Source organism: Nitrobacter sp. TKz-YC01 (assembly GCF_047824785.1).
In the GTDB taxonomy this organism is placed as follows: Bacteria; Pseudomonadota; Alphaproteobacteria; order Rhizobiales; family Xanthobacteraceae; genus Nitrobacter.
Genome location: NZ_CP181167.1, coordinates 2,458,542 through 2,484,379, shown reverse-complemented (window position 1 = coordinate 2,484,379; position 25,838 = coordinate 2,458,542). Strand labels below are relative to the sequence as shown.

Here is a 25,838-nt window from a genome sequence, read left to right as displayed (position 1 = left end):
TGGATATATCGTATTGCTGTCAAGCAAATCGATGTTGCCATTATGTGGTTGGCGAATGGATCTCTGTGGCGGCACGGCCGGTATGATCGGGCGCGGCGACGTGCAGGCTGAATGACAGCATGAAACCTGCGCCGGTAGAGCAGGGGAGATGGTGCCTTCGCGCGCGCGACCTTCACTCAGCCGCGGGAGCGAGTGTAGTTGGACGATCGGCGGGAGCGATCAGCGGGGGACGCTCCTCCCACTGGCCGTTGTTGAAGATAAAAGGCTTATAGCCCTGGGTGGGGTCGATGACGATGGCGCGTATCCAGCCGCCGAGCACCAGGCTCTTGACCTTGACCACGCGCTGCAGCACGCCGCCGGCGAAGTCCAGCGGCGCCTCGATCAGCGCGATCAGGCGCATCGGCTCGTGGTAGGGGCGTCCCTCGCGCATTACCGTCTGCATCGGCAGGCCGGTCCGCAGATCGCTCAGGCTGCCGGTCATCACCCCGAAACGGCCGGACACGTTGTGGTAGACCTTGCTGCCGCTGCCCAGACGGGAGTTGTTCACGGTGGAGAAGAAGTATTCGAGATTGATCCACTGGCCGACCACCACTGGTCCCGTCAGCAGGTTCTCCAGCAGGCGGCCCTTGGGGTCGCAGCGCCAGTCGTAGGACAGCAGGAAGGCGGCGCCCTGCAGATCCGAGTTCTCGGTGAGCGCGCGGCGGCCGACGATGCCGTACACGTTCCCCGACAGTCCCCATTCGGGGCGCACCTGCGCCCAGTCCACCGCCAGGCGGTTCGCCAGGCGCAAGGCTTCCGCCGGTTCGAGTGACTTGGCCTCCGGCAACAGCTTCGGCATGCGCTCGGCCGCCGTCAGGCGCGAGGCCGCTCGCAGGCTGTTGCGCAGGCGTTCCAGATACACCAGGTGGCGCGGCGGCAGCAGGTCGAGGTCGGACAGCTCGATGGCGTCGGTGGTGGTGACATGCAGCGCGGGCATGAACCAGGTGTCTTCCGGGATGGTGATGCCCATGGCCGCCAGCCGCTCGCGCACCGCGGGCTTGTTGGCCATCTGCGCGAACACCCGGGCGTTCACGATGCCGCTGGCGCCGCCGCAGGCGCCGCAGTCCAGCGTCGCCTCGTAAGGATTGTTCTCGGTCTTGCCGCCGTGGCCGACAACCAGCACGAAGCGCGAGAAGGTATGGGTCAGCCCGATCATGGTCAGGGCCGTGTGCACGTAGTTGACCTGCTCGTCGAGCGAGTAGCCGATGCGTCCCAGCCGCTCGAGCTGATGATTGGCGTAGTCGGCATCGACGCCGTAGACTTGGCGCAGCTTGTCGATGAACCCGGCCTCCTGCGTCTGCGGCACGCCGAACTCCGTGCGCAGCCGCGTCGGCCCATCGCGGCGGCGCAGCGCGATCTCGCGCAGCTCGCGGATCATGCCGGAATCCACCCGCTCGCGCTCGATCTTCAGTTCGTCATGCAGCGCCTTGACGATCATCGCCCGCTGCAGGGTGCGGATGATGGAGTCGGCCTGCTCGCGGCTGAGCTTGTCCACCAGTAGGCGGGTCACCGGCTTTTCGGTATCCATGCGGCTGCGCCAGCGGCTGTAGCCCAGGGGCGCCAGGGTTTTGCCGAACAGGTCCAGCCCGAACAGCATGCCCACCGCCTCCACCGTGACGTAGGGCGAGAGCACCGACTTCTTGAGATCGTGCAGCGCATGGCCGAGCGTGCTGACGAAATCCTCGTTGTGGGGGTCCAGCGCGGCGGGCAGCTCCAGCACCAGGTTTTTGGGCGTAATCACCGCCGGGCAGTAATGGCTTTCGCTGCCCTTGCCGTAGCCGAGGAAACCCACCGGCACGCCGAAGAAGCCGGCGATGCCGAAGGTCTGGTAATCGCCCACGCGCTCCAGGTGGCGGCGGATGGGTTCGGATCGCACGTCGATGCAGAACCAGGCCTGCGCGAACGGCCGCTTGTCGGGCGGCGGATCCTGCGGCGCCTGCACCTGGGTGAGCAGCTTGTCGATGGCCTGCCCCTCCATCGCCAGGGTCCACACCATGCCTTCCTGCGGCGCGAAGTCCCGCAGGCCCTGCAACAGATTCCCGACGTCTTCCGGCGCCAGCGCATCGAGCGCGGCGGCGGCGTTCGCGGCGGTGGCCAGCTCGCGCAGCGCGGCGGCCTGTTGCTGCCCGAGCCGGGCCTGCCACAACGGCCAGTAGCGTTGCAGGAGATCATGGCAGCGGGCGCCGTTGCCGCGCGCCAGCGTGTCGTCGATGCGCTGCGCCCAGTCGGGCAGCACCTCGCCGCTGTGCAGCGCGTGGCGCAGCACGCATTCCGCGCCGCGTTCGCGCACCACGGCGCTGAGCTCGTCACGCCGCATCGGCGTGCCGCGATGGCGCGCGCTTTCCTGCAGCAGCGCCAGCCCCATGATCAGCCGGATCGCCAGCAGGTCGACGATATCGGCCGGGTACTGCTGCGCCCAATAATAGTGCTTGGCCGAGGCGCGCCAGCGCACGAAGCCGGTCCAGCCGTGCAGCCGGGTGAGCACGCGGGTGAAGTAGGTCGGCCAGGCGTCGGCGCTGATGCCCATCTCCTCCATGACGTAGACCACCGCGCTCTCGGCGTCCTGCACGCGGTCGAGAATACGCGGCATGTGCAGACCGCGCAGGAACATGCGCGCGTTGCGCCGCGTCAGCTCGCTCCAGGCGGAGAACAGGCCGCGCTCGCGACCGGGCATCCGCCAGGCGGACTGGTCTTCGTCGAAGAAATCAAGGTAGCTTTTGATCACCAGATCGTCGAGCTCCTCGGCGAGCTCGGTGCCCCACAGGGCATCGACCGCCTCGGGCAGGGTGAGCGCGTGCAGGCGCTGTTCAAGCCCCGGCAGCAGCGCGGCAACGTCCACGGACTGCGCGGAAGGCGGATGGCCGTGCAGCGCGGCGTGGACATCCTTCGCCCGCGCGTCCCGCACCACCGCATCGCGGTCGTGCGGCGTCTGCATCTGCGCATGCAGCCAGCGCGGCCAGTCGACGCCCGGAACCGGAGGCAGATCCTGCGAGCGCCGCCCCAGCTCCTCGTCGAGGGTCTCCCGCCGCACCTTGCCTTCGCGCTGCCAGCGCTGGTAGTCGCTGCGCGGCAGGAACATGCGCGCGTGAAACAGCTCCGCGCCGCGACGCACCGCCTGCTCGAACGGCATGCTCTCAAGTCTGCGCAGCGGATTGCGGCTGATGAAGTTACGCATCGGCCAGAAGAACGGCACCAGCTCACTGGCCACATAGGCGGTCGAGCGCACCCGCAGACGCCGGCCGAGGTTCAATGCATCCACCATGACCATCCTCCGATCGAAGCCGGTATTGCAGCAGCGGCGCTAACGCCGGTGATCACCACGCAAAGAAACCAGATGAACGACATGCGCACGCCGCCGGTGATCGGTACGACGCAGAAGCGGCCAAGAGGTTGGTGGTTTTCAGGTTGAAGCGACCAGCCGTCACGTCCACATCTTAGGTGACGTGCTGACAAACAGAAATTCGATCTGTTTATTCCATGCCTAAGGCAAGCTGATGAAACATCATCGACCGTCGAAGCAATCGCGATGACGACGTATCGTATGCGAGCGGATGATGTGAAGCCAGGTGCGTCCGGCAATGTACGGCTGTTGACATAGCAATTCGGTCATCATGCACCGAACGGCTGTCGTGCTTTAAGCTACGGAATTCATAAAACCAGCGAAAATTAAGGAGATTTGGCATTTTCTATTCTGCAATCCTGCATTGCGGATTTGCCGATGGCGCTTGCTTGCGTTCAGAAAGAACGATGAGCGATTACGAAGACGACGGAATATTTCTACTGATGCAATCGGCATCGACATCATTAGTCGCGCTTATTCAACGTTGCGTCGTTCGTCGACCATCGCGATTACAACAGAGGAGATCGTCGCATCGCGCATGGATTGCATTATTGCAAAAACGAAAAGCTCAAGCCTATGTTGGAACGTCATCTAGGATTGAGTCCTCCAAGCTGCCGTAAGGCAAATGACTCTCGCTGCGGCATCGCTCGCGGTGGGAGCACGCACCCCGAACCAATCAGGTTGGCGGATTTCTGTTTGCCTGCAAATCAGCGGGCGGACTTTCGACGCGATTAATCCTGCGCACAACAAACGACGGAAGGAACAGCACCTTCCGGCGAAGGGCAGCTCTTTGGAAAAGGAAAGGCGCGATGAGCGGTATCGATATGGCGGCTACACGAAGACCTGCGATCGAATTCATTGACCGAACCGGCGGCTGACTCCGCAGAGCGGTTTGAAGAAGCAGATTGAAGAATGTGATGTGAATGACGACAGGCCTCGCGGCCGGTCGAAGGCACTGAGGAGACGCTGATGAGCTGGATACTTGACCTCGTTAATCCCCGGGAGCGCAAGTGGGAAGAGTTCTACCGCAATCGCTGGTCCCACGATAACGTCTTCCGCAGCACGCACGGCGTGAACTGCACCGGCGGTTGCTCCTGGGCGATCTACGTCAAGGACGGCATCATCACCTGGGAGATGCAGCAGACGGACTATCCGCTGCTTGAGCGCAGCCTTCCGCCCTATGAGCCGCGTGGCTGTCAGCGCGGCATCTCCGCTTCGTGGTACGTCTACAGCCCGATCCGGGTGAAGTATCCGTACATTCGCGGACCTCTCGCCGACCTTTGGCATGAAGCCAAGGCATCTCACCCTGATCCGGTGCAGGCCTGGGCGTCGCTGGTCGAGGATGAGGAGAAACGGAATCGCATCCAGAAGGCGCGTGGCAAGGGTGGCTTCCGCCGCGCCAAGTGGGAAGAGCTGATCGAATTGATCGCGGCGTCCTGTTTGTATACCGCGCGCAAGCACGGGCCGGACCGGGTGATGGGCTTCTCTCCCATTCCGGCGATGTCGATGCTGTCATTCGCGGCTGGTACACGCTTTCTGTCGCTGTTCGGCGGCGGCTTGATGAGCTTCTACGACTGGTACGCCGACCTGCCGACGTCGTTCCCGGAAATTTGGGGCGACCAGACCGACGTGTGCGAAAGCGCCGACTGGTACAATTCGAAGTTCATCGTCTCGATGGCGGCGAACATGAACATGACGCGGACCCCCGACGTGCACTTCATCTCGGAAGCGCGCACCGAGGGCACCAAGTTCGTGGTTCTCTCGCCGGACTTCAGCCAGATCGCGAAGTACTGCGACGAGTGGATTCCGATCCAGGCGGGTCAGGACACGGCGCTGTGGATGGCGGCCAACCACGTCATTCTCAAGGAGTACTACATCGATCGTCAGGTGCCGTACTTCATCGACTATGTGAAGCGCTATACCGACCTTCCGTTCCTTGTCGAGCTGGAGCCCAACGGCAACACCTACAAGACGGGCCGGCTGCTGCGATCCAATCGCGTCGCACGTTACAAGGACGTCGAGAACGGCGAGTGGAAGATGCTGGTGCTCGACACTGCCACCGGCGAGCCGCGCGCGTTCAAGGGCCAGGTCGGCGACCGCTGGGGCTCCACGCACGGCAAGTGGAATCTGTCGGCGGAAGACACGCTCGACAACAGCCCGATCGATCCGGTGCTGAGCTTCATCGATCAGTCCGACGGCGTGGTGCAGGTCGGGTTCGACGACTTCGTGAACGGCAGCGTCGTTTCGCGCGGCGTTCCGGTCAAGCGCATCGCGACCGACAAGGGCGAGGTGCTTGTTGCGACCGGCTTCGACATCATGATGTCGCAGTTCGGTCACAGCCGCGGCCTGGAAGGCTCGTTCGCGACCAGCTATGACGATGAGGACGCGCCCTACACGCCGGCATGGCAGGAGCGTCACACCGGCATCGGCCGCGAGACCGCGATCAGGTTCGCGCGTGAGTTCGCGACCAACGCGGAGCTCACCAACGGCAAGTCGATGGTGATCGTGGGCGCCAGCGCCAACCACTGGTACTACAACAACCTGTGCTACCGGTCGGCGACGGTCGCCTTGATCCTGTGCGGCTGCTGCGGCGTCAACGGCGGCGGCATCAACCACTACGTCGGCCAGGAAAAGCTGGCGCCCGTTGCGCCGTGGTCCACGGTTGCGATGGCGCTGGACTGGAACAAGCCGCCGCGCGTCGTGCAGTCGTCGACGTGGCACTATGCCCATAGCTGTCAGTGGCGCTACGAGCAGGAGTTCACCGAGTATGGCCTGACGGCTCCGAACCCGCGATGGGCCAAGGGTCACGCGATCGACCTCGAAGCGAAGTCGGTCCGTTGCGGCTGGATGCCGTTTACGCCGAACTTCCATCGTAACCCGATTGACGTGGTGGCTGACGCCGAACGCGCCGGTGCGAAGACGCCCGCGGATATTGAGACGTACGTCGCGGATCAGGTCGCAAGCAAAAAACTGGATCTGGCGATCAATGATCCCGACGCCAAGGAGAACTGGCCGCGCGTGTGGTTCATCTGGCGCGCGAACGCGATTCAGTCCAGCGCCAAGGGTCACGAGTTCTTCCTGCGTCATTACCTCGGCGCGCATGACAATGTCATCGCCGAGGAGCGCGCCAAGGGCAAAACGACGACGGTCAAGTATCGTGACACCGCGCCGCAGGGGAAATACGACCTCGTTGTCGACATCAACTTCCGCATGAACACGACGGGGCTGTACTCCGACATCATCCTGCCGACGGCGTTCTGGTACGAGAAGAACGATCTCAACACGACGGACCTGCACTCGTTCCTGCACGTGCTGGGGCAGGCGGTTCCGCCGGTGTGGGAGTCCAAGACGGACTGGGAGATCTTCAAGCTGATTGCGAAGAAGGTGAGCGAGCTGTCTCCGCTTGCGTTCTCCAAGCCGGTGCGCGACGTGGTGCTTCAGCCGCTGATGCACGACACTCCGGACGAGCTGGCTCAGCCCGAGATTCTCGACTGGGCCGAGGGCGAGTGCAAACTGGTGCCGGGCAAGTCCTTCCCGCATGTGCGGGTGGTCGAACGCGATTACGCGAACCTGTATAACAAGTTCATCTCGTTCGGACCGAAGGCACGCGAAGACGGCATCTCAGCGGTCGGGGTGAACATTCCGATCAAGAAGCAGTACGACCATATGCTGGAAAATCCCATCATGCCGATGCCGGATGCGAGGCATATGCGGTGTGTGGAGTGGGGCGGCAAGCGCTACCCGAGCCTCGAGGATGTTCTCGACGCGTGCAACGTTGTTTTGATGTGCGCGCCGGTTGCGAATGGCGAGGTTAGTTACCAGGGCTTCGTCAACGAGGAACATCACGTTGGTCTGCCGCTTGCCGATATTGCCGAACCCACGCGAGGCGTGTCGTCGACGTTCTACGATCTGACGCGTCAACCGCGGCGGATCCTGACGAGCCCGTGCTGGACGGGTCTGGTCAACGATGGTCGCGCATATTCCGCCTGGTGCATGAACGTCGAACGTCTGGTGCCATGGCGTACGCTGACCGGCCGGCAGTCGCTGTATCTCGATCACCAGTGGTATCTGGACTTCGGCGAGCACATCCCGACCTACAAGCCGCGGCTCAACCCGCGCAAGACCGGCGACATTGTGAAGAGCCGGGTGGATGACCGCTCGCTGGTGCTGAACTACATCACGCCGCACGGCAAGTGGAACATTCACTCCACCTATAAAGACAACCATCGGCTGCTGATGCTGTCTCGCGGCATGGATCCGGTGTGGATCAATGACCGGGATGCGGAAAAGGTCGGTATCGAGGATAATGATTGGGTCGAGGTCTACAACGACAACGGCGTGGTCGTGACGAGAGCCAACGTCAGCCGTCGAATCCAGCCGGGCACCTGCATGTATTACCACGCGGTCGAGCGCACGGTGTACATTCCGAAGTCCCAGGAGCGGAAGTGGCGCGGCGGAGGACACAACAGCCTGACGCGTATTCGCATCAACCCGCTGTTTCTCGCTGGCGGCTATGCCCAGTTCACCTATGGATGGAATTACTGGGGGCCGACCGGCATCTTCACGCGCGACACCCATGTCGTCGTGCGCAAGATGGAGAAGGTCGAATGGTAGGCGATGTTACGACCTCCTGATTGACCGCACGGCTTGAAGTGCCGTCACATGGGGTTGGGTAACGCCCACATTGACTCAGCGGAGTTATCTGCTGCCGGCCTCATCCGTCGGAGTTGATATGGCTGTAGAGCATTTTCCGGCTAAGTGGAATCCGGTTAGCCGCAAGAAAATGCTCTCAAGCAAAAACTTGCGCGTATTCTGATCGCAAAACCGGTATCCACTTTTGCGGAATACGCGCTAGTCGAGGCGCTCGTTGCCAACGTAGAGCTATACTCCCGCGGTCAGGAGATCGTTGAGCAAGTGAGATGTGCTTGCTCCTGTCATGCGTCAGCTTTCAGGGTTGGATAAGATAAGCGCCCGTCCGCAAGGACGGGCGCTGCAATCTCTTCGTGAGTTGACGCGTGACCGGGCTCGCAGCAGCTATTGCGCGACGCGATCACTATGGTTCCGACCCAGCGTTTCCGGTGTTTGTCTGGCCGGATTGGCTCGGTGTCACCCGCCAGATCCTGTTGCCGACATCGTCCGCCACCAGCAGCGCCCCGTCGCGGGCGACAGCAACGCCTACCGGGCGTCCTGCCGCGCTCTCATCAGGACGCAGGAATCCGGTCAGGATATCCCGCGGAGGTCCGGCCGGCCTGCCGTTGCTGAACGGCACGAAGATCACCTTGTAACCGCTGCGCGGCACACGGTTCCATGATCCATGCTGTCCGATGAACGCGCCGTTCTTCATGTCAGGCCCGAACAGGCTCCCGCTATTGAAAATAAGACCGAGCGAGGCCGTATGAGAGCCGAGTGCATAGTCCGGCTTGATGGCCTTTGCGACGAGGTCAGGTCGCGGCGGATCTATGCGATTGTCGAGGTTCTGTCCGAAATAGCTGTATGGCCAGCCATAGAATGCACCGTCCTTCACGGAGGTCATGTAGTCCGGCACGAGATCGCTGCCGATCTCGTCGCGTTCGTTGACCGCGACCCACAGTTCGCCCGTGTCGGGTTGCCAGGAGAGGCCGTTGGGATTGCGCAGTCCCGTGGCAAACAGGCGCTTCTGCTTTGTGGTCAGGTCGATTTCATAGACGGCCGCGCGGCCTTCCTCGGCCTCCATGCCGTTCTCGCCGACATTGCTGTTGGAGCCGACGGTGGCGTAGAGCTTCGTGCCGTCGCGGGATGCGATGACATCCTTCGTCCAATGGTGGTTCAGGCCAGCGGGCAGATCGGTAACTGTTTCCGGATTTGCGATGATTTCCGTTGCGCCCTCCTGATAGGGAAAAGCAACGATGCCGTTGGCGTTGGCGACATAAAGCCTGCCATCGAGCAGCGCCATGCCGAAAGGTGAGAACAGTCCGGTGATGAAGGGCTGCCTTAACTCCGCTACTCCGTCGCCGTCCGCGTCGCGCAGGATGGAGATGCGATTCGCGCTCGGCGTGCTGGCGCCCGCGCTGTTCATGACGATCTTCGCCACCCAGCGGCGGACGCCCATGCTGCTTTCATCCTGGGGCGGCTTGTTGCTTTCCGCGACAAGCACGTCACCGTTCGGCAGCACATGCAGCCAGCGCGGATGATCAAGTCCGTCGGCGAACAGGGACACGGCATAGCCGTGAGCGGCGGTCGGCATTTCGCCTTGCTTCCACGGCTCGGCCCTGGCCTGATTCACGGTCGGCAGAATGCGCGGGTTCGGCGGAGGAAGCTTCGGATCAGAACCATATTGGTCTTCGAGCGCAACGGTTGCCTTTTCCTTTGACAACAGGATCACGCCCGCTCCCCCAATGACGGCAGCGAAAACGATGGCGAGCAAAGCGATAAGCAGTTTCTTCACGCCGGGGTTCCTCTTTCGAGGTTCAACGCCCGCCATCGCCCGGCGTTCCGTTGCCGCCCTGTCGTCGGAATGCGTCGGCACAGGCCGTTGAAAGCGGCTTCGTGGTTTCTGGCGCGCTCCGCTGGACATAGCGGAGTTACGTTGATATCAACTATATTACCGGGCCGGTTATGGTGGACGGGGAGGCGATGGCGATTGAGGGACGGCTGGCGCTGTTCCGGAAGAACGCCGCGAAAACGATGAACCAACCCGCCGTTCCGGGCGTTCCTTGCGCGACAGCTCTCCAGGAGATTCTCCATGGCCTTCATTGAAGGATTTGTGACCGCGATCCCCACCGCCAATCGCGAAAGCTTTCTCGACCATGCGAGACAGGCGGTGCGTATCTTCCAGAGATTCGGCGCCAGCCGGATCGTGGACGCCTGGGGGGACGATGTGCCGAAAGGCGTGACAACCGACTTCTACCGCGCCGTTGAAGCGAGGGACGACGAGACGATAGGCTTCGGCTGGATCGAATATGCCGACCGGGCGACGCGCGACGCCGCTTCGGAAAAGATGATGAACGACCCGAGCATGGCCGAGATCGGCGAGATGCCCTTTGATGGCAAGCGAATGATCTTCGGTGGCTTCGAGCCGGTCGTTGACCAGGGTGACGGCGGCAAGGCCGGATATGTGGAGGGTTTCGTCGGGGCTGTGCCAACCGCCAACAAGGAAAAATTCATAGGCCATGCTGCGGAAACTGCTCCGCTCTTCCTGCGCGAGGGCGCGTTGCGTGTGGTGGAAGGCTGGGCCGTGGACGTGCCGAAAGGCAAGGTCACCGACTTTTATCGTGCCGTGAAGGCGACGGAAGGCGAGACGGTCTTCTTCTCCTGGATCGAATGGCCCGACCGGGCGACCCGCGACGCCGGCCAGGAGAAAATCTTCGCCGAGATGCAGACCCATATGAAGGACAACCCGATGCCTTTTGACGGCAAGCGGATGATCTTCGGCGGCTTCAAGGTTATCAACGAGGCGGATGCCTGAGACGATCGCTAGCGGACAGGGCATTTCGATCCGGCACGTTCATCACCTTTCACCGCGCGCTTCTCGGTCTGAGCGGGGAGGGCGGAATGCATTTGGCCGGGGAACACCGGGGCACGCGCTTCGGTCTTGTCGGGCCATGAGCCCGGTAACGTCGACGCCATGACGACCACCCATTCGTGCCGGCCGGCGGCTTCGTGGCGATGGCGCGATCCATTATTTTCCTTCGGATTTTCAGGAGGAAGACCCGGTGGCAAACGCCGCCGTTGGTGTGCGCGGAAAAGGGGCCGGCGAGGGAGGCCGACCCTTCGCCGGTAAGCTGCGATTATTTGCCCTACTTGATATCACGAATGTAAAGTAGGATACATTAGGAGACGGCGAGCCTTGATCACCTCCGCGCAAATGCGTGCTGTACGCGCCTTGTTCGGCATCGACCAGAAGCAATTGGCCGAGGATGTCCGGGGTTTCGCAGCGCGACGGCGACCTAACCGGCCCCGGCCGATGATCCCGCCGTTCAACGGCATAAGAAGGGATACGTATGGCTCCGGTTGAACCGACCTTTGTTGAACAATTCACCCCAAAACTCATTACAGTGCTTCGAGAAGGTTATGGGTTCAAGAATTTCCGCGCCGACGTTCTCGCCGGGCTGACCGTCGCCATCGTGGCGGTGCCGCTCTCCATGGCTATCGCCATTGCTTCCGGAGTGAGCCCGGACCGCGGCCTGTACACCGCGGTCGTCGGCGGGTTCGTCGTCTCGCTTCTTAGCGGCAGCCGGTACCAAATCGGCGGACCCGCGGGCGCATTTATCGTCCTTGTGTCCGTGACCGTCGCGCTTCACGGGGTGGAAGGGCTGATCCTTGCCACCCTTCTTTCGGGCCTCATCCAACTCACGATTGGACTGCTCAGGTTCGGGACCTTCATCAAGTATATTCCGTTTCCGGTGACGATCGGATTCACGGCGGGCATCTCCGTGATCATCTTTGCCAGCCAGCTCACCGAATTGCTGGGTCTCACCCTTGCGCAAAAAGAGCCAGGGGAATTGATTCCCAAGCTGATGGCCATTGGTGAGGCGCTGCCGACCATCAGCACGACGGCGGTGGGGGTCTCCCTGCTGTCGATCGCGGTGATCGTCGCGATACGCCGCTTCCGTCCCTACTGGCCCGCGATGCTGATTGCGGTTGGTATTGCCTCGGTTGTGGTCTGGGCGCTCGGTCTGCCGGTCGAGACGATCGGCACTCGTTTCGGTGGTATTCCCCAGACGTTGCCGACACCCGCGCTCCCCGCAATCTCGCTGGAAAAGATCACGGAGGTGCTGCCCGCGGCTCTGTCCTTCGCGCTGCTGGGGTCGATCGAGAGCCTGTTATCGGCGGTGGTCGCCGACTCCATGAGCGGGCACAGACACCGTTCCAACTGCGAGCTCATGGCGCAGGGTTTCGCCAATATCGCCGCGCCGCTCTTTGGCGGCTTCTGTGTAACCGGCACCATCGCCCGCACAGCGACGAACGTGCGTTCCGGCGCACACGGCCCGATCTCGGGCATGCTGCATGCGGTGTTTTTGCTGCTGTTCATGCTCATCGCCGCACCACTGGCCGCGTTCATCCCGCTGGCCGCGCTCGGAGCGGTGCTGGCCGTGGTGGCGTGGAACATGGCGGAAAGGCACGCATTCGCGATGCTTATGCGCGCTTCGCGCAGCGACGCGGTGATATTGATGACGACGTTCCTGCTGGTGATCTTCCGCGACCTCATCGAGGGCATTCTTGTCGGCTTCGGGATCGGCGCGCTCCTGTTCCTGCATCGCATGGCGCAGTCGGTGAAAGTCGAGAATGCGCGTTCGCTGGTCGATGAGAACAAGCTGGACAGCGTCAATGGTAGCGGCCGTAATCCGTATGATGCCGATCTCGACGCTGATCCCGCCGTGGCCGTCCACCGGATTTCCGGGGCGTTCTTTTTCGGGGCCGCCGCCAATGTCGGCGAGGAACTCGACCGTCTCGACAAGCATGCGAGGGCGTATGTCATCGATTTCTCGGAAGTGTCGATGATCGACTCTTCCGGAGCCGCGACAATTGAGGGTTTCATGCACAAGGCCCATGGCCGGAAAGCGCCCGTCTACATTGTCGGGGCACGTCCCGCGATCCGACGTACGTTGCTGGTTCATGGCATAAAGCCGCCTCACGTGAGATTCCGCAACGATCTGACCGAAGCCGTCGGGGCTGCGCATAGCAGGACGTCGCATGGCAGACGTCGCGGCGCGGATGAAGAGGAGGAGGTGGCGGCGGCGTGAGCCGCCTCCGGCCACAGCCACGGCGCACTGTTCGCGCATGAGTAAAGGGCAGGATGGAGTTGCGCTGCCCCGGCTGCGGGGAAGGCAGGCGGTTTCCGGTTTTGGAGCATGATCCCGGCCCGAAGGGCCGCGCCCGCGCAAAGTGGAAACCGGTTTTCGGATAAGATCATGCTCAAACAGAAAGACAAGCGACGAGTCTGATTCAACGCGGTTGAATCGGATTCGACGCAGTTGAAACAGACTCCAACCCCATGCGTCGTCATTATCCTTCTCGCAGGAAGGCGCTGCATCCAGTTGCTGGTGGGGCGTTACATCCAGCGGGACGACCGCTCAGCGGGACGACCGTTGTGAGATTCGCTTCCGGACGAGAGTCGATCTCAATAAGTAAATCCGCGGCACGACATTCGCCGTTTCGGTCGAGGCCGCCATCTATGTGCGGCGTTGGCGAGCCTACATATCGGCGACGGCAACAACCTGGCGCGTCGCTCACGCCATCATCCACCATCTTGGCCGGGTGCATCGGGAAGGAAGCTCTGGATTCACGACCCGTGTGCCGGAGGTGATGTCCCTCTGATCGCACGCATGCAAACGTCGCGAGACTGGGAAATGGTGCCGGCGGAGAGGATCGAACTCCCGACCTTCGGTTTACAAAACCCGTCCTCGTGCTTTATTGATGGTTGAGTTTGTCCCTGTCCCATAGCGCTTTCTTTCATTTTGAACGGTTCACAACCGAAGGTCTAGTTCCTGATTTTGGTCCTTCCGTGCTCCCGCCAAGCATCGCGATTTGCTTTTCCTCCGGCGTCAAATAGGCGAGGTACATCTCGGTTGTTTTGATGCTCGTGTGGCCGAGACGCTGCTGTAAAACATAGATAGATCGGCCACTTTTGAGCCAATTAACGGCATGGACGTGCCGTAGGTGGTGGAAGGTAAACGGCCTAAAATCCTGTTCCTGTTTTTGGGCCTGCTTGGCGACGGCATCGACGACCCTCCCGAAATTGGATGACGCCTGCCGATACGGCTTTGCCGGCCGCTGCCCTAGCTTGGCACGGCGTCCCGGAATCGGGCGGTGCCAGAACAGGGCCTTAGTCTCAAGACTGACCGGCAATCTCGAAAAAACGTCGAGACCGAAGTCTTCTCCATTGTCGACCAAATCGATCACCCGCAGTTTATTCCGCTTTCCAATGACAGTGAGTTGCTTCCGGTCGGGATTAAAATGCCCCCGGACACCCTTCGCCAGCTCGTCTAGCCTAGCTCCTGTCTTTAGCGCCGCCTCGATCATGCTGGCGAATAGCCCCGGCGCGCGATCGATCACCATTTGAATATGAGCCGGTTCAGGAAGGATGATAGGATCGCGGCGCTCTTGGAGGCGAGACTTTCTCCTGCCGCCCGGCTTTAACCATGCGGTTACAGGGTTGATTTCAAGCCAACCTTCGTCAACGCAATAGCCCAGCACACTCGAAAGCGCTGTCAGGTCGCGCTTGATGGTTGCGACGGATGCGGTAACGGCCCGCTTTCGCCCTTTCGGCACCGCCGGCACGTCCCGGCGGCTGGCCACGATTGCGCCGATCATAGCCTTGTCGATTTCGTCGATGTACAGCCCATCCAAGTGAGGCTGCAGAACGCCAAGAGATGTCAGGTAGCGGTCGAGGGCCCTTACGCTGATCTGATCCACCATGAACCTGCCCCACGCGTCCATGGCTTCGGCGAACGTGCGGCGTTGGTCACCATAACGCTGGGCAGCTACCGCGCGGGCTCGCTCCGCCTTGCGGCGGCTTCGCGCAATCGCTGGATCGTCTGTTCGTAGCGACCACTTGACGTCGACGCCGCCGGTTTGAACACGCCCATAGAGGGTGCCGTTCCGCCAGAAACAGCCCTTCGGAGCCTTGCGCTTTGGCATGCCTGCCTCTCACGTTCCAGAACAAAGGCCCGAAGGCTATCAAGATTGAATGTCCATGTCCCACGCGGTTTGGCGGCTCCGGGCAACTGGCCACGAGCGGCCATGTCCCGCACCGTTCTCGGCTCAAGTCCCAAGATCGCAACGGCGTCGTTGACGTTGCCGCGCTCACGAACTTTGCTGGCAGGGGTACGGCTCATTCCACCTCCGCATCAACGCATATTTTGATGGTCATGTGCTCGCCCTTGGCAGCGCGCTCCATGATGTCGGAGTTTTCGTCAGCCCACATACGGCCAACTTCCATCATGAGGGAAAGGCGTCGGCGCAACCCGACTGACTGCATTCGCCATCCAGCGGCGAACATCTTGGCACCAATCCACCGCCAAAGCCTGATCATCCCCCTCGTCATGGCGTCTCCTGAGAAGCAGAAGCGAGAACAACGACGTTGGGCCCGAGCATTTCCGAACCGACTTTTCTAGCGGCTTCGACACATTCATTGCAGATGTGGACATCTGGTCCGGCTACGAGATAAAGGACCTCGCCCCGCTCTTTCCCGCAAAAAGAGCAATAGGCCGCGCGACTTGTTTTTACAGACCGAAGGCTCATTTCCCCTCCGTCTTGCGCGGGGAATCCCCGTCAGATGCGGCGGCGAGCATTTTCCGATAGTCCTTGCACATCGATGCGGCCTCGATAACAGCAGGGCCGGTTATTGAGCCGCAGTCCCGTCCGCCCTCTAAGATCAGAATGGCTTCCGCGCCGATCTTCATATCGTCTGGCGGCGGGCGCTCTCCCTCTGTCGGGAATGCCGCTGCAATCATCTTCGCTGTCGGCTCCTTCGGCACCAAGCACAGCCCATCCACGGCGAGCGCGGATTCAATAGCTGCTCGCATTGCATCTTCAGAGCAGCATGACCCGCCACCCCGGTATTCTTCTATCGCAGCCTCGATGGCTCTCGGGGAGAGTGTCATAAGATCGGATCCTATCAAAGCGAAGGAAGTCTGTCCGGCTTTGGCGGCGGCTTTTGTTTCAGCGCGGCCTTCTTCTCGATCCATTCACGACGCTGCCTGTTTTCTTGAATAGTCGCGTCGAATTCTTCTCGGTGCGCCTCTATCAGAGCTTCTATTGCCAACAACTCCTCCTTGAGGAGCGTCCCCCGGTCGCTGCGGCCTCGCCCCCAATATTCGCCGCGCTCCCACGTCACTTCGCGGCCGATTGCTGCGCGCGGGTCATCCTCCCACGTTCCATATCGCTTCGTCGTATCCGAGCACGTCATGCACGTCAGCATGGCGCATCGCTGCTTACCAAGGCTCCGTTCTCTCTCAAAGAACGACTGTCGCGTGATCGCCTTAACCTTCGTGGCATCGTAGCCGCACTCGGTAATCCCGATGTCGCGACGCCAGGGGAGCGATGGACGAATGATGTGGTCAACAGGCTCTTTCATTTCCCCTCCTTCTCAGGCCCGGCGAGACGGCGGATGGCGGCCGCCAGCTCATACGCCTCGTCGCGCTCTTGCTGGAGGCGGGTGGTTTGCCGTTGCAGCGCGTCGATTGCGGTGGCGTAATGCGCATGGATTGCATCTAGAACGCGGTCGCAGGCGTCAATCGCTCCTTGCTTCCACGTACCGCTGTCGTCCAGCATGTCGTCTTCAATACCGGGCTCGAAATAGGATGCCAGCAAGATCGCGAGATTATCACCGCCGGTTTCCTCTTGCGCGATGCCCGGAAGCGTTCTTCGCAGCCTCTCACTTAGCCCAGCAATGTCATCGCGCGGGGTGGTCATGGGGAATAGTCTCCTATCTTGTTTTTCAACTCGCGCAGAGCAGCGTTTGCGGCGTCTAGGTCATCGGGCAAGTCAACCCATGACCATGCGACGCAAACGCGGCTTACAGGAGTTGGTATCGAAAACAGCTTGTCTCGCCACAGCCAAAGGAATACGCGAGTGGAGTGCAATGGCTTAAATCTTTTACCTGCAATGATGCGCTCTTCGCCCGCATTCGGGTGTGTCCATTGGATGCTTTGCAACTGAGCCCCGAACCCCCCGACCCACGTGTAAAGCCTCCCGCTCAACCAATAGAAGCGGTTATCGAAATGAGGCGACCTGAGGCCGAAGCCGTTACCGAAAATCTTGTGGTCGAACCAAAACATCACTCGCCCCTCCCTCTGCTGGCGTCCTCGGATTCCAAACGTGCGTCTAGGTGCAGGCTTTGACCGCAAAAGCATCGATACAAAAACTCGTCACCCACAAGCCATCCGAGCGGGTTTTGGAAGTTGAGCGCCGCGTGAATGCAAATCTTTCGCAATGACCACTTACGCATCACTTTTTCTCCACGGATTGGGCGAGTGCGGCGCGGCCAGATTCCGTCAGGAACGCGGTTGAAGTCTCGAAAATGTCGTTGTGCGTCACTCGGATGTATCCGAGCCGGGATGCTTCGTTGAATGTGTCGGTCGGCTCGTAGTCACCGCAAAAATAATTCAACAGACTATGCTTTTCATCCGACGCATCGATCTCGCCATGAGCGGCGTCGATCATCCTCAATAATAGGAGAATTTTCGAGCGATGAGGTTTTTGCCTATGGTGGGTGCGCGCAGATCGCTTTGCCGCTTTCTCGCTGCCACAAAGACCGGCTATATCGTTCTCCGTCAGCCTCATGACTCACCCCCGTTGCGGGCGGAGCGGATGGCGGCGGCGATCTCATTAGCGCATTTCGGGAACCCTGGGCTTTCCCCACACACATCGCAGCAATCACACTCCACCAACTTTGCACATCGCTCCCGCTCGTCGGCACGGATCGCCGCCTCGTCCTGCACAAGGCCGGATGCGAGGATGGCGGCGTCTGCCGTCTCATATGCCAGCGCGTTGGGTTCGCGCTCGCATTCGTCATCACCCTGCATGTAGTCGCCGGGCCATTTCTCAGCGAGAGCCTGCGCAATCGCTCCCCGCCTGTCGCCGGAGGGCTGCAAGGTGGCGCGAGTGTTCCATGCTGCAACAGCCTTGGACTTATCGTCGTCAAACCTTGACGACACACCACACGATTTGCACGTTACCGCGAAATCGTCGTCCCCTTGATCGCAGCAGACAACATCGCTACCGCCACAGAAAGGACAGGGCTTAAGCTCCAACGCCTCTTTGATGCTCGGTGCTGTCATGGGCGTGGCTCCTCAACAATCGCGACGATCTTCTTTATTGCCTTTTCGATGCTGTCTTCTTGGTGACCGCCTGAAAATTGGCAGAAGCGAAGTCCGTAAATCCCATTGATGGCCGAACGCACCTTTACCGTCACATCAGCGGTGCGGTCTGAGGGGCTTTCCTTGCATCTATTGCCGAGACCGGTAGCAATATTCTTCCCGCAAGCAGAGCAGCTTGATCGCGGATACGACTTGCCCTCATCCTGTAATCGAAACCGGCAATTGGCGGGTCTCGTCTCCCCCTGCTTATCGCAATCGCTGGCGTGGGGGTGTGCGGAGAGTAGTGTGCGTAGATACTCGCGTCGGTATCCAAGCGCGTCCGAACACTCGTCGATGACCATCAACCGCGCCTCTGCGCTGGCGTTGGTCTCTGCCGCAGCGGGTTGACGGGAGAGGGCTGCGACAATCTTTGTCCAGGTCGGCTGATAGCCGCGGACTAAAGCTGCGACCGCCTCGCCGGTCTGCATTTCAGGCCCGTCGCAATTCTCCATGATACAGGCCAGTTCTGGCGTGATCTGATCCGGGATGTCCCAACCCGCAGCCGGTGGCGGCTTCTGATCCTGCGATGCAACACGACGGAGGGCGGCTAACTGCCGATCAATCTCCTTGATCCGTTCGGATCGCGCGCCAGCTGCCGCCCCCCACGAAGTCGCGGCCTCGTTCTTCGCTATCAGTTCGGAGCGCTCTGCAAGCAACTCCGCGCGCTCTGTTGTGTCGGTCATGCTTCACCTGTGGCGCGGCTTTTCTTGACGATCTTAGTGATCGGGTATTTAAGACGTGACGCACTCACCTGATCCTTGGTGATGAGCGGTTGCCGCCCCTTCTTCACAGAGTCCTTGGCGACAAAGTAATCCTTCCAGAACCACGCTTGGAATGGTCCGCAATCAACGACGCGATATGAGTAGTCGTCATCATTGTCTTCCAAATCCCACCAAAGAAAATCTTGCCCTTGGTCTTGAAGGTGTATGCGGACGCGCCCTACCGTGTGCTCTGCTCGATCATCCATGACGCTTCTCCCCTTCAATCCGCTTCAACTTCGCCACCTGCACCCGTTGCAGCCGCTTAAGCCGCGCGCTCAGCTTCAACATCGCGTGTCGGCAACGTGCCGCAGCTTTCGTCCCTTCTTCCGTGCTCTCGTCGAACACGTCCGGGTTTAGCGCCGTCAAAAGCGCCTCGATCTCTCCGGCGCTGAGTTGGACGCGGACGCTCATTGGCTATCACCTTCAAACTGTGCAGGCTGAGGACCGGATTGCTGGTTTTGATATTTTCCGGAGTACGGCTTTTCGGCGGGCTCATCTAAGCGATGGAACAGGATTTGCGCGATCGGATCGCCGCTTTCGATGCGGAAGCCCTGATTGCCTTGGTTCTTCAACTCCAAGGTCAGATACCCGCACCATCCCGGCTCTATCACCGTATTGAACACCGACAACCCCAGACGCGCCCATGAACTTTTGTCCTTCACGAGAGCTAGAATGTTGTCCGGCATCGTGAACCGCTCGACGCTCGATACCAGCGAGAATTGCCCCGGCATGAGTGTGATGGTTTCAGTAACGCGAATGTCATAGCCGGACACCGACAGGCCGTAGCTTCTGCCACGGATCACTCCGCGCTCACAGAAAGGCTCGACAGGCCGCAACGCGCGAATAGATTGTGCGGAAAGGATCATCGCCTTACCTCCCGCCATTGCGGATCGGAATCCTTCAACGCCCGAAGTTCTTCGATGGCGCTACCAAACTCGGCGTCATCCATCTGCGGCACGTCACATAGCCGGAGCGCGGGAGCCAAGTGGCGGCGACGGTCCCAGGTTTCGAAAAGGTCGTTTGCGTGGTCTTGAAAGTTCATGCCGGCACCTGATGGTCTGCGTCGGTCGCAGTTTTTTTGTGTCGGGTATCAAGCGCGGCCTTGCAGATTTTCTGCGCGTCTTTCGGCACGGAGGACCACACCGCCTGCAATGCGGCCATGCCCTTCTTGGCCGCCTCGCCGAGCTCCATGTCCCACTCGGCTGCTGACTTCTCATCCGGTTCGTCGGCCGCGTCAGACGGTGCGGCATCCGACGCGGCCGACGTCGCCGACGCTTGATTGCCCGGCGAAACTGGATTGCCGCCTCTCGCCCAATCAGCCAATGCCTTGCCGGCATCCTCTCCGATCGGCACCCGGTCCGAGAACATGGCGCGGTGCTGAGACTGTAGCTTGTGCGGCAGGTTGAAATTCGGAATGCCGGGGCGGTCCGGCGTCAGCGTGAAGCTGGCCGTCATTTCGAAAATGAATCTCTTCTCGCAAATCGGCATCCAGCCGAGCGGCTCGACGACGGTCCTGCCTCGCTCGTCCTTGCCGATCCGGATTTTCTCATCGGCGCGCAGGCAAAAGATGATAGACGCCCGGCATTGCAGCAACGCATTCATCAGCTTCTTGTGAGCGCCCTTCGGCACCTTCCAGTTGCCGGGAGACTTCGTGCCGCCGCGCTCAAGCTCGTCGGCCCAATCCATGATGCCGCCTTCGCCATCGTATTCCATCGAAAAGCTGTCGATGACGACGACATCAGCGCCTGCGGCCTCGGCTGCTCGAATCCCCTCGACGAAACGCTCCGGCCGGAACGGAGGCCGCATGTCAGCGTGGATAAACTGAAACTGGTCAGCGTAGTGCAAGCCTCGACGCGCCTCCGTGTCGATGAACGCGATCTTGCCGTTGGGGGCCATGCCATTTGCGAGCCTAAGCGCGCTATATGTCTTGCCGCTGCCAGATGCGCCCGCGAGCGCAATGAGCAGAGATACATGTTCTCGTTTTGCTGGTGCGAATGTGAAGCTCATGATTACCCCGCCATAATCAGTTTCGGGTCGAAATCTTTCCGCGCGGGGATCTTCAACCGCACATCTTCCTCGGCCACTTCTCTGCTGAGCCAAGATGTTTCGTGCCACGCCGGCAACTCGGGCCGGATGATGCGGAGCGGATAGGCGGGCCAGTATCCGGTTTCGAGACACCGGCGCCAGACATTGACCGCGTAGTCGATCTGCTTGCGGCCGATGGTGAGCGCAGCCTCGCCTATCTCGTTGACGGTCAGAGCGTAGGGGGCTTCGTTCTCCTGGCACACATACAGGAAGCGACGGCGGCCGGCGTTCTGCGGATCGATCGCATCGAGAATCCGTTCGTGCATCGCAGCCTGGACATGCCAACCTGCCGACGCCATGAGCTTGCCGGTGTTGTACGGCGAGGCCGACATCCCGCTGGTTTTCAGGTCCCACACTTCGCGCAAATCCGGCGTAATCCAGTCGATCATGCTGCGGAGCCACAAGCCGTCCTCGCAGGCAGCAACTACGACCTCGGCGTCACCCTCGCGGAAAGCCCGCTCGCATCCCTCGATCTGTGATAGTTGCCCGCGCGCTGCGAGCACCATGCGCTCGGCGGCCTCATAGTGCTTGGCGAGGATCGGCTCGCGGCAATGCAGGATCGCGTCCTCGCGGAATTCCTTAGCCTCTTTCTTTCGCCAGCTATCGAAGTCGGCGACGGCCATCTGCTTCCCGCGCCCGAGCATCAGCTTGTGCGCCGCGTTGCCGATCGCCAATGCCTTGACGTATTTCTCCGGCTCGTCTTCGTCATCCTCGACGGGCGGGGCGAGTTTCGGGTGAGCCATCTTGGCGTGAAGCGGTGATTGCTCTATCAGAATTTTCGCGACGGATTGCGACAACGACGCGGATGGCGTCGGATCGGCAAAATAGTCATCCGTCGAGAAGTCGCGGAAAATTCCTGGTTTGTCGATCTTCATAACGGCCCCCCGACCTGATTTTCAGTGTCGTCGTAAAAATGCTCGCGGTCGTGCTCGATCGCGACACAAAGCAGCGTCCCGGCGATCGACGCGATGATGGCGAGCAGGACAACGATTGAGAGGTCCATCAGGAAGCCCTCGCTGTGACGCATCCGTAGAATTTGGTGTTGCGCTCGTTGATGAGCCGGAGCGCGCCTTGCTTGAGCAGCGAGGAAACAGTGCGCTTATCGTGGAATGGCCCTGTTTTGCTGCGGGCGAATCCGCGACGGTATGGCCGCAGCGGGTCAATCGTCGCATCAATGATGCAGCGACGCTGAGGTGCTGATAATTCACCCCTCATATTGCGTTGCTCCCGATGCCGGCCCACAGCGCGGCGGCCATGATGAACAGGATGACGGCCACGGCCTCGGCCAGCACGGGCACAGTCACGGCGACGATCTCGGTCTCTCGCTCTTTCATGAGAGCACCCGGCCGCATCGCTCAGCATCGACAGACGCTTTCGCTATTAGGTCGGCTGCCAGACGGTGCTGGTCCGAAAGGAATTTGAGAAACTCGGGGCGGGAGTGCTCGGGGATATCCTCGCTGGCGCTGATCGCGCTCCGCAGGAGGTAGTCGGAAACATTCATTGGGGCGCTCCGATCTCAGCGGCGACCGCAGCAACAGCGCGATCGACATCATCAAGGCTGGTGTTCTCGTTGGCGGCGTTGATCGCGGCGGCATAGGCGGATGCTCGTTCGCGCGCACCGGGGCCGTCGAACCAGACGTGGATCGTCTTTTCCGCGTCGTCATCGTCGATGCCGCTGAACATCAGCGACAGTCGGCAACCGACCGTGTTGGAAGGCTCGACCGCCGCCCGCATGCCGCCGACGCGATGGATGGAAGTGGAAAGGCAGGTGATGAACATCACATTCTCCCCGGGTTGGTCTGGCGCGCGGCCATCCGCTTGAGGAATTTGCCGGCGACCGGCCCGACGATGAAGGACACCGCTGTCCACCCGCACAGGAATTGTAGCAAGGTCATGCCGCCACCCGATGCTGTTCGAGGGACCTGCGCCGACCGGCGATCATGCCGAGCACGATCACGAAATCGGCGGCGCCCATCGGGCCGTAGTGCGGGTGAGGGCGACCGAACGGCTGCCGGCCGCGGCGCACGTAGGCGTCGTATCGCTGGGTCCAGACATTGCCCTGCAGGATCAGGTGACGATACCGCGCCTGATCGGTCGGCAGGCTGGCGAGCTTCTTGTCCAGCTCAGCAGCCATCCAGTCAGTGAAAGTCGGGGGAAGCATCTGCGCTCCATCGGCTCGTTGATGGAGAAAGTATGAAAAACTCATAGAAACAAGTCAACAGCAAATATGAGAAAGTCATAATAAATCTTGTTGTGCGGCGCGGGAGGGGGTAGCTTCGTCCTGTCGCCCCAGCCTAAGCAGGCCATTGACTCGCCCGGGGCTCGTGGCCTGAAGTCGCCTATGTCGCGGAGGTGGTGGCGGCATTCGTCGCTCTCTGGGCGATTCTTGATTATGTCATTGAGCCGGCCAAAAAGGCCGAAAAGCACTGCGAATTGGGCGAGAAGTTCACGGACCTGGCAATCGCCATCGCAAGGTCTGAACGTTCGGTAGAAGCTCTCGGCGACCTAAAGGCTCGCAGGCTTGGGATTGAGAAGCTTGAGCCTCCCTGCAAGAGGCTAGTCGATCTTCAAGCGAGGAACGATGAGTGCCGCGCGCGAGGCTTCCCGCCTGAGGATTTGGTGCCGCTTTCATGGGCGCAACGCTACTTCGGCTACATTGTCACCTTTGGCCTCCGGCGGTTGGAGGATTGGAAGTCGGATCGCCAGCGGGAAGCAGGTGCGGCCAGTTCGCGCGCATGACCGCCGCGGATCACCCGCCGCTGCAACTGCGGCGCGCGTGGCCTGGGTCCATCTCCAATCAGCAAAAAGGCCCGCCTATGAAGGCGGGCCAAGTCATCAGTGGGAAGGAAGCGGGACCCACAAGGGGGACTTGGGGCTCATCCCGGTTCCGGACCGTCAATTCATGCAATTGGCGGTTGTTCCTAAAAGGAAGGCCCGCCAGGGAAGAACAGAAGGCCCGCCGGATGGAGTCACAGCGGGCCTTGGAACGGGGCGACAGGTGGACGGAGGCCATCCCGTACCGCAGGATCAATGCCGAGCGTTGATCTGGGTTCCTAAAGGGACGGCCGCGGCAGCCGCAGTTTCAGACAGCGAAAGGCCCGCCGGAGTTGGGGGGCTGAGCGGGCCTTCCGACCGACGCCAGGCCCGCTCCGGCGGGGTTTTCCATGAGCAACCCGGCGCTTGCCGTGACGTTATGAAACTGAGGGTAGTGTCTCAGTTTGAAATTTCAGCCGCGCCAATGAAATTTGAGGCGGAACGCCAATGAATGCCCCTTGGCCTTCGACCAAGCGTATCGCTTCACCCAGTACAGCTCATCGCTGATATCTTTTGGCGACAATCCCTGAGATACCAAATGTTTGATCAGCGGCGCCCAATCTGGGTCTTTTGCGAATTCTCGTATTTCGAGTGTTGCTGTTCGGGTAGACTTGTTCTCTTTGGTGATCTTGTTCACCTGTCGAGTTGAACGGTCGGCCCTAACGCCGCCAAGTCCCGCCGCGCGGGCTTGGCCATATCCAAATCCCATTCTCAGGCTAGTCGGCTTGTCGTTAGCCACAAAAGGCCTCCTTGCACAGCTTGCCGCTAAGCATCAGCGCGCCACTCATCAAATCCCCCTGTGCCGTGGCCCGCTCACCTCGGCTTCATCCCGACGACCTTCGCGGCCCATTCGATGTCGGCGTCAGCGGGCCCGGGGAGGGCGGAGCTAACCCGCATCGCCAGAGATTTCTCGGAAAATGATAAGTGGTGTCATTCCGTAAGTGCTTGGCGGCCGGCCCAACATCAAGCGTGTCATAAGAGCCAACTGGTTCATTTGGCTCATGATGCCGCCGAGGGACGCGGCCGCGAGAGTTTGTTCGATCGCGTGGACCTCTACCGAGAAGGCGTCCCCTTCGGGCATCGCATCAAGTATCCCGATCGCGCTCCAGTCTCCAGCAACCCCGATCCCGTGCTTCAGAAGCAGTTCGGGAGAGCTGATAACCATACTCTCTTCCCTGAGATTGAACCAGATTGAATCATTGGCGCTGCGGATCGTCCCCTGAACGGAGTGGGGTAGCAGCGGGATGAGTTCCAGCGCCGCCTGCGCGTCCGATGTCTCTTTGGGATGTTGGCTGTTGTTCTTTCGCCGTTCGTGGCGGTTCGTTGAGGCCTCCGGCTTGGTGGCGGCGTCGAGGATTATCTTTTTGATCGCTGGCTGTTTCCAGGCCTCTCTCAGAATTCCGACGTCGAATGCCGCAAACGATCCCGTTACAAGAACAAATTGTCCAATGCGGGCGTCGCTCAGGTTGCGAATAATCAAGCTGCGTTCAGTTAAATAATCGAGTAGGGCTTTCGCATTGGTCCAAAGGGGATCATAGGTTCGCTCGGCTGCATCCCGCTCGTCATCGCTGATTGTGCCGTCGTAAGAAACAGCGCCCTTCGCCAGCGTCACAACATCCACACCCGCGCTCGCCGTCGAGCGCGATGATGATGATCTCCCGACACTTTCGTGGCTTTTTACGCCCTGCAGGACGCCATAGGTTTCAAACTGCGCCAGGAAAGCAGCAATTCGCCTCGCGTCATGATACAGGAAATCATAGACGGAATTGTTTCGCGGGTCCTCGTGTGGCGTCTCGGAGCCGCTGCCGCCGATCTTCCGCTTCTTGTCGGACGCGGGCAACTTCTCGCTGGGTTCGCTCATACATCTCTGCCAATTCTTTGGGGCCGGCTTTCAGAACGCGCGAAAGGGCAACTTCCCCGTGAGTGGGGGGGACGCCAGCTTTTTTACGTTCACGAAGG

27 protein-coding genes are annotated in these 25,838 nt (G+C 60.6%); 5 read left to right on the top strand and 22 right to left on the bottom strand.

Going from position 1 to position 25,838, the window contains the following annotated elements:
* Positions 1 to 172: 172 nt before the first annotated feature.
* Complete coding sequence (locus tag ACMYR2_RS11805) at positions 173 to 3,301, bottom strand: DUF2309 domain-containing protein (RefSeq protein WP_416192981.1); 3,129 nt, start codon at positions 3,299 to 3,301, stop codon at positions 173 to 175.
* A gap of 703 nt (positions 3,302 to 4,004) precedes the next feature.
* Between ACMYR2_RS11805 and ACMYR2_RS11800 the strand changes: the two genes are divergently transcribed.
* Both ACMYR2_RS11800 and ACMYR2_RS11795 read left to right on the top strand, forming a co-directional pair.
* Positions 4,005 to 4,241: a hypothetical protein gene (locus tag ACMYR2_RS11800; protein ID WP_416192980.1), complete on the top strand. Its 237-nt coding sequence runs from the start codon at positions 4,005 to 4,007 to the stop codon at positions 4,239 to 4,241.
* A gap of 107 nt (positions 4,242 to 4,348) precedes the next feature.
* A complete protein-coding gene (locus ACMYR2_RS11795) occupies positions 4,349 to 7,993 on the top strand; it encodes a nitrate reductase subunit alpha (protein ID WP_416192979.1) in 3,645 nt (1,214 codons plus the stop codon).
* Between the two features lie 439 nt (positions 7,994 to 8,432).
* Here ACMYR2_RS11795 and ACMYR2_RS11790 read toward each other — a convergent pair whose 3' ends face one another.
* A complete protein-coding gene (locus tag ACMYR2_RS11790; protein WP_416192978.1) occupies positions 8,433 to 9,839 on the bottom strand; it encodes a PQQ-dependent sugar dehydrogenase in 1,407 nt (468 codons plus the stop codon).
* Between the two features lie 261 nt (positions 9,840 to 10,100).
* On the opposite strand from ACMYR2_RS11790, the gene ACMYR2_RS11785 reads away from it, so the two are divergent.
* Positions 10,101 to 10,823 carry a DUF1428 domain-containing protein gene (locus tag ACMYR2_RS11785; RefSeq protein ID WP_416192977.1) on the top strand — a complete coding sequence of 241 codons (723 nt, stop codon included), beginning with the start codon at positions 10,101 to 10,103 and terminating at the stop codon, positions 10,821 to 10,823.
* Positions 10,824 to 11,358: 535 nt separating this feature from the next.
* Positions 11,359 to 13,101 (top strand): SulP family inorganic anion transporter, encoded by a 1,743-nt coding sequence (locus ACMYR2_RS11780; RefSeq protein WP_347265158.1) that lies wholly within the window; start codon positions 11,359 to 11,361, stop codon positions 13,099 to 13,101.
* A 709-nt stretch (positions 13,102 to 13,810) separates the two neighbouring features.
* Here the strand turns inward: ACMYR2_RS11780 and ACMYR2_RS11775 are convergent.
* The 18 genes from ACMYR2_RS11775 to ACMYR2_RS11690 form a co-directional block, all read right to left on the bottom strand.
* The gene (locus ACMYR2_RS11775; RefSeq protein WP_416192976.1) at positions 13,811 to 14,998 is read right to left on the bottom strand and encodes a tyrosine-type recombinase/integrase; all 1,188 of its coding nucleotides are present in this window, start codon (positions 14,996 to 14,998) and stop codon (positions 13,811 to 13,813) included.
* A 193-nt stretch (positions 14,999 to 15,191) separates the two neighbouring features.
* Positions 15,192 to 15,404: a hypothetical protein gene (locus tag ACMYR2_RS11770; RefSeq protein WP_416192975.1), complete on the bottom strand. Its 213-nt coding sequence runs from the start codon at positions 15,402 to 15,404 to the stop codon at positions 15,192 to 15,194.
* Complete coding sequence (locus ACMYR2_RS11765) at positions 15,401 to 15,601, bottom strand: ClpX C4-type zinc finger protein (RefSeq protein ID WP_416192974.1); 201 nt, start codon at positions 15,599 to 15,601, stop codon at positions 15,401 to 15,403. Before ACMYR2_RS11765 ends, ACMYR2_RS11770 begins: the two co-directional genes overlap by 4 nt.
* Positions 15,598 to 15,963, bottom strand: coding sequence for a hypothetical protein (locus ACMYR2_RS11760; protein ID WP_416192973.1), 366 nt, complete (start codon positions 15,961 to 15,963; stop codon positions 15,598 to 15,600). The genes ACMYR2_RS11765 and ACMYR2_RS11760 overlap by 4 nt, the downstream gene beginning before the upstream one ends.
* 14 nt (positions 15,964 to 15,977) lie before the next feature.
* Complete coding sequence (locus ACMYR2_RS11755) at positions 15,978 to 16,436, bottom strand: hypothetical protein (RefSeq protein WP_416192972.1); 459 nt, start codon at positions 16,434 to 16,436, stop codon at positions 15,978 to 15,980.
* Positions 16,433 to 16,774, bottom strand: a complete 342-nt coding sequence (locus ACMYR2_RS11750) for a hypothetical protein (RefSeq protein WP_416192971.1) — start codon at positions 16,772 to 16,774, stop codon at positions 16,433 to 16,435. The genes ACMYR2_RS11755 and ACMYR2_RS11750 overlap by 4 nt, the downstream gene beginning before the upstream one ends.
* Before the next feature lie 534 nt (positions 16,775 to 17,308).
* Entirely contained in the window at positions 17,309 to 17,644 is a 336-nt protein-coding gene (locus tag ACMYR2_RS11745; RefSeq protein ID WP_416192970.1) for a hypothetical protein, read from the bottom strand.
* Positions 17,641 to 18,141, bottom strand: a complete 501-nt coding sequence (locus ACMYR2_RS11740) for a Lar family restriction alleviation protein (RefSeq protein ID WP_416192969.1) — start codon at positions 18,139 to 18,141, stop codon at positions 17,641 to 17,643. Before ACMYR2_RS11740 ends, ACMYR2_RS11745 begins: the two co-directional genes overlap by 4 nt.
* Positions 18,138 to 18,902, bottom strand: coding sequence for a hypothetical protein (locus ACMYR2_RS11735; RefSeq protein ID WP_416192968.1), 765 nt, complete (start codon positions 18,900 to 18,902; stop codon positions 18,138 to 18,140). The genes ACMYR2_RS11740 and ACMYR2_RS11735 overlap by 4 nt, the downstream gene beginning before the upstream one ends.
* Positions 18,899 to 19,186 (bottom strand): hypothetical protein, encoded by a 288-nt coding sequence (locus ACMYR2_RS11730; RefSeq protein ID WP_416192967.1) that lies wholly within the window; start codon positions 19,184 to 19,186, stop codon positions 18,899 to 18,901. The genes ACMYR2_RS11735 and ACMYR2_RS11730 overlap by 4 nt, the downstream gene beginning before the upstream one ends.
* Entirely contained in the window at positions 19,179 to 19,391 is a 213-nt protein-coding gene (locus ACMYR2_RS11725; RefSeq protein ID WP_416192966.1) for a hypothetical protein, read from the bottom strand. Before ACMYR2_RS11725 ends, ACMYR2_RS11730 begins: the two co-directional genes overlap by 8 nt.
* Positions 19,388 to 19,864, bottom strand: a complete 477-nt coding sequence (gene dcd / locus ACMYR2_RS11720) for a dCTP deaminase (RefSeq protein ID WP_416192965.1) — start codon at positions 19,862 to 19,864, stop codon at positions 19,388 to 19,390. The genes ACMYR2_RS11725 and dcd overlap by 4 nt, the downstream gene beginning before the upstream one ends.
* Before the next feature lie 154 nt (positions 19,865 to 20,018).
* Positions 20,019 to 20,987, bottom strand: coding sequence for an AAA family ATPase (locus ACMYR2_RS11715; RefSeq protein WP_416192964.1), 969 nt, complete (start codon positions 20,985 to 20,987; stop codon positions 20,019 to 20,021).
* Between the two features lie 2 nt (positions 20,988 to 20,989).
* Entirely contained in the window at positions 20,990 to 21,940 is a 951-nt protein-coding gene (locus ACMYR2_RS11710) for a PD-(D/E)XK nuclease-like domain-containing protein (protein ID WP_416192963.1), read from the bottom strand.
* The gene (locus ACMYR2_RS11705; protein WP_416192962.1) at positions 21,937 to 22,068 is read right to left on the bottom strand and encodes a hypothetical protein; all 132 of its coding nucleotides are present in this window, start codon (positions 22,066 to 22,068) and stop codon (positions 21,937 to 21,939) included. Before ACMYR2_RS11705 ends, ACMYR2_RS11710 begins: the two co-directional genes overlap by 4 nt.
* A gap of 208 nt (positions 22,069 to 22,276) precedes the next feature.
* A complete protein-coding gene (locus ACMYR2_RS11700) occupies positions 22,277 to 22,399 on the bottom strand; it encodes a hypothetical protein (protein WP_416192961.1) in 123 nt (40 codons plus the stop codon).
* 163 nt (positions 22,400 to 22,562) lie between these two features.
* Positions 22,563 to 22,844 (bottom strand): hypothetical protein, encoded by a 282-nt coding sequence (locus ACMYR2_RS11695; RefSeq protein WP_416192960.1) that lies wholly within the window; start codon positions 22,842 to 22,844, stop codon positions 22,563 to 22,565.
* Between the two features lie 112 nt (positions 22,845 to 22,956).
* Positions 22,957 to 23,226, bottom strand: coding sequence for a hypothetical protein (locus ACMYR2_RS11690; protein WP_416192959.1), 270 nt, complete (start codon positions 23,224 to 23,226; stop codon positions 22,957 to 22,959).
* A gap of 191 nt (positions 23,227 to 23,417) precedes the next feature.
* Between ACMYR2_RS11690 and ACMYR2_RS11685 the strand changes: the two genes are divergently transcribed.
* Complete coding sequence (locus tag ACMYR2_RS11685; protein ID WP_416192958.1) at positions 23,418 to 23,804, top strand: hypothetical protein; 387 nt, start codon at positions 23,418 to 23,420, stop codon at positions 23,802 to 23,804.
* Between the two features lie 487 nt (positions 23,805 to 24,291).
* Here ACMYR2_RS11685 and ACMYR2_RS11680 read toward each other — a convergent pair whose 3' ends face one another.
* Together ACMYR2_RS11680 and ACMYR2_RS11675 are read right to left on the bottom strand one after the other, a co-directional pair.
* Complete coding sequence (locus ACMYR2_RS11680) at positions 24,292 to 24,618, bottom strand: hypothetical protein (protein WP_416192957.1); 327 nt, start codon at positions 24,616 to 24,618, stop codon at positions 24,292 to 24,294.
* A 147-nt stretch (positions 24,619 to 24,765) separates the two neighbouring features.
* Positions 24,766 to 25,740, bottom strand: a complete 975-nt coding sequence (locus ACMYR2_RS11675) for a hypothetical protein (protein ID WP_416192956.1) — start codon at positions 25,738 to 25,740, stop codon at positions 24,766 to 24,768.
* Between the last annotated feature and the right edge of the window lie 98 nt (positions 25,741 to 25,838).